This is a genomic window from Mycobacterium sp. NAZ190054 (assembly GCF_001545925.1).
In the GTDB taxonomy this organism is placed as follows: domain Bacteria; phylum Actinomycetota; class Actinomycetes; order Mycobacteriales; family Mycobacteriaceae; genus Mycobacterium.
In genome coordinates, this window is the sequence record NZ_LMVQ01000320.1 from 1 (window position 1) to 3,855 (window position 3,855).

Genomic DNA, 3,855 nt, shown 5'->3' on the forward strand with positions numbered 1-3,855 from the left:
TGTGCCGGTCCGGCCCGGCTCAAAAATCTTCCGCCGATTTCCCGGAGAAAGGGGCCCGACCGCATGGACGAGGTCGACGAGGCCATCGTGGAGGCGCTGGACCCGCGCGGCCGCCGCCGAGCGCGACAGGCCGACCCGGCGCGCGATATCGCGGTGGGTCAGCCGCCCGTCGAGCTCCAGCAGCTCCACGATGGCCTCGTCGACCTCGTCCATGCGGTCGGGCCCCTTTCTCCGGGAAATCGGCGGAAGATTTTTGAGCCGGGCCGGACCGGCACATCGATCACATCGACGACGATGTAGACGCTATCCGAGCGGAACATCCGGCCATAGCGCGCACATCGTGATCGGAAACGCCACAGTAACGAATGAATCGCTTGCGGGCTGTGACCAGCGGTTCTACCGTGAGCCGCACCACACCGCTGCTGCGGAAGGACCACCATGGCCGCCGAAACGCCTGCTCTCGTGCCACCGCCGAAGGTGACCGAGGTCGAGACCCACGGCGTCGAGCCGATCCCCGACGCCGAGCGGACCGCGCGGCCGCTGGACCTGTTCCGGCTCACCTTCGGCGGCGCCAACACCATCGCGACCGTCGTGCTGGGCAGCTTCCCGATCATCTTCGGGCTGTCGTTCCGCGACGCGCTGCTCGCGACGCTGCTCGGCGTCGTCCTCGGCGCGGCGATCCTGGCGCCGATGGCGCTGTTCGGCCCGCGCAACGGCACGAACAACGCGGTCTCGTCGTCGGCGCATCTGGGGGTGCACGGCCGCGTCATCGGGTCGTTCCTGTCGCTGCTGACCGCCGTGGCGTTCTTCTCGATCTCGGTGTGGACGTCCGGTGACGTGCTCGTCGGCGGCGCCAACCGCGCCTTCGGGGTGCCCGCCAACGACCTGGCGGTGGGGATCGCGTACGGCATTTTCGCACTGCTGGTGCTTGTCGTCTGCATCTATGGCTTCCGATTCATGTTGCTGGTCAACAAGATCGCCGTCGTCGCCGCGACGGTACTGTTCCTGCTCGGCATCTTCGCGTTCGGTGGCACGTTCGACCCCGGCTACGCCGGCATCTTCGGACCGGGAGCCGACGCCGAGACCAACGCGCTGTACTGGCCGTCGTTCGTCGGCGCCGCGTTGATCGTGATGTCCAATCCGGTGAGTTTCGGTGCGTTCCTTGGTGATTGGGCGCGATACATCCCGCGTGACACGCCACCGTGGAAGCCGATGGCCGCGGCGTTCTGCGCGCAGCTCGCCACGCTGGTGCCGTTCCTGTTCGGTCTGGTGACCGCCGCGGTGGTGGCGACGAACGCGCCGCGGTTCATCGACGAGGGCAACTACGTGGGCGGGCTGCTGGAGGTGTCGCCGGGGTGGTACTTCATGCCGGTGTGCCTGATCGCGCTGATCGGCGGCATGTCCACCGGCACCACGGCGCTGTACGGCACCGGCCTGGACTTCTCCAGCGTGTTCCCGCGGTTCAGTCGCGTGCAGGCCACGGTGTTCATCGGCGCGCTCGCGATCGTGTTCATCTTCATCGGTCGGTTCGCCTTCAACGTGGTGCAGAGCATCTCGACGTTCGCGGTGCTGATCGTGACGTGCACGGCGCCGTGGATGGTGGTGATGATCATCGGCTGGGTGGTGCGCCGCGGCTGGTATGACTCCGACTCGCTACAGGTCTTCAACCGCAGGCAGCGCGGCGGGCGCTACTGGTTCCGGCACGGCTGGAACTTCCGGGGGCTCGGCGCCTGGCTGGTGTCGGCGGCGCTGTCGCTGTGCTTCGTCAACCTGCCCGGCCAGTTCGTCGGCCCGCTCGGCGATCTGGCGAGCGGCATCGACTTGTCCATCCCGGTCGGTCTGGGTGTCGCCGCGGTGCTGTACCCGCTGCTGCTGTTCGTGTTCCCGGAACCGGCCGACGCGTTCGGTCCCGCGGGCCCGCGATTCGTCCGGGCCGGTGCGCCGGCCGGCATCCCCATCACGTCTGTAGACGAACCCGACAACACCAGTGACTCCGAGGAAGTGACCGCATGACCACGCCCGTTGGCCCGATCGACGCGTCGAAGACGCCGCGTTTCGCCGGGCCGGCCTCGTTCGCCCGCCTGCCCCGCCTCGACCAGGTGCCGCGCGCTGACGTCGCCGTCGTCGGGGTGCCGTTCGACTCCGGGGTCTCCTACCGGCCCGGCGCCCGTTTCGGCCCGACGCATGTCCGCGAGGCGTCACGGCTGCTGCGCCCGTATCACCCGGCGCTGGACGTCTCCCCGTTCGAGATCGCGCAGGTCGCCGACGCCGGCGACATCGCGGTGAACCCGTTCAACATCCATGAGGCGATCGAGACCATCGAGGCCGCCGCCGTCGACCTCACCAGGGACGGCACCAGCCTGGTCACCATCGGCGGCGACCACACGATCGCACTGCCGCTGCTGCGGGCCGCCCACGCCAAGCACGGGCCCGTCGCGCTGGTGCACTTCGACGCGCACCTGGACACCTGGGACACCTACTTCGGCGCCGAATACACCCACGGCACCCCGTTCCGACGCGCCGTCGAGGAAGGCATCCTCGACACCGAGGCACTCTCGCACGTCGGCATCCGCGGTCCGCTGTACGGCAAGAAGGACCTGGAGGACGACCGTCGCTTCGGGTTCGGGATCGTGACCTCCGCCGACGTGTACTACCAGGGGGTGCGCGAGGTCGTCGACAAGCTGCGTCAGCGGCTCGGGAACCGGCCGGTGTACGTGTCCATCGACATCGACGTCCTGGACCCGGCACACGCGCCGGGCACTGGCACGCCCGAAGCCGGCGGTATGACCAGCCGCGAACTGCTGGAGATCCTGCGCGGCTTCCACGGCCTGAACCTGATCGGCGCCGACGTCGTCGAGGTCTCGCCGGCCTACGACCACGCCGAGATCACCGGTGTGGCGGCCTCGCACGTCGCCTACGACCTGGTGTCCCTGCTGGCGATGCGGCACGAGGCCTCCGTGTGACCCGCAACGGTGGCGACGTCGTTGTCGAAACCCTGACCGCGCTCGGGGTTTCGCACGTCTTCGGCATCCCCGGCCAGAACGCGCTGGCGCTGTTCGACGCGATCCGGCGCAGCGACCTGACGTTCGTGAGCTCGCGCGTCGAGAACAACTCGGCGTTCGGCGCCGACGGGTACGCCAGGGCCGGCGGTGAGGTCGGCGTGCTGTTCCTGTCCACCGGGCCGGGCGCGTTGACGGCGTTGGGCGCGCTGCAGGAGGCGTACGCGACCGGCGTGCCGCTGTTGGCGATCGTCAGCCAGGTGCCCCGCGCCGGGATGGGGCTGCGGCGCGGCATGCTGCACCAACTCGACGACCAGCAGCGCAGCGCCGCCAACGTCACGAAAAGCACTGCGGTGGCGCGGCATTCCGGAGAGATCCCGTCGCTGCTGGCCGACGCGTGGTCGCTGGCGCAGTCCGCGCCGGCCGGGCCGACGTGGGTGGAGATCCCGCAGGACGTGCTGCTGGAAGCGAGCGACATCCCGCCGGTCACGTCGGTGGAGACGTCGGTGACGCAGCGGCCACCGCGTGCCGAGCTGGTCGCCGCGGCGGCGGGCCTGTTGAGTGCCGCCGAACGGCCGGTGATCCTGGCCGGGGGAGGGGTGCGCCGCTCACCCGGCGGGCCCAAAGCGTTGGTCGAGCTCGCGGAAATGCTTGACGCGCCGGTGGTCTCGACGGTCGGCGGCAAGGGCGCGATGCCGTTCGGTCATCCGTTGTCGGCGGCGTCGTGGATCGAGGACCGGCACACCACCGCACTGCTCGAGGACGCCGACGTGCTGCTCGCGGTCGGCACCGCACTGGGCGAGATCACCAGCAACTACTTCACCTTCGCGCCGAAGGGCCGGCTGGTCCACATCGA

Annotated in this window: 4 protein-coding genes; 3 read left to right on the top strand and 1 reads right to left on the bottom strand. The window is 69.5% G+C overall.

The features are described from left to right. The coding region (locus ASJ79_RS34215; RefSeq protein ID WP_231750947.1) for an AsnC family protein at nucleotides 1-213 on the bottom strand (213 nt) is incomplete at its 3' end. A 225-nt stretch (nucleotides 214-438) separates the two neighbouring features. Between ASJ79_RS34215 and ASJ79_RS20180 the strand changes: the two genes are divergently transcribed. The 3 genes from ASJ79_RS20180 to ASJ79_RS20190 form a co-directional block, all read left to right on the top strand. Further along, nucleotides 439-2,013, top strand: a complete 1,575-nt coding sequence (locus tag ASJ79_RS20180; RefSeq protein WP_067959027.1) for a cytosine permease — start codon at nucleotides 439-441, stop codon at nucleotides 2,011-2,013. Further along, complete coding sequence (gene speB, locus ASJ79_RS20185) at nucleotides 2,010-2,963, top strand: agmatinase (RefSeq protein ID WP_067959030.1); 954 nt, start codon at nucleotides 2,010-2,012, stop codon at nucleotides 2,961-2,963. Before ASJ79_RS20180 ends, speB begins: the two co-directional genes overlap by 4 nt. Further along, nucleotides 2,960-3,855 (top strand): thiamine pyrophosphate-binding protein (locus tag ASJ79_RS20190; protein ID WP_197420298.1); only part of this gene is annotated, 896 nt, incomplete at its 3' end. The genes speB and ASJ79_RS20190, both read left to right, overlap by 4 nt.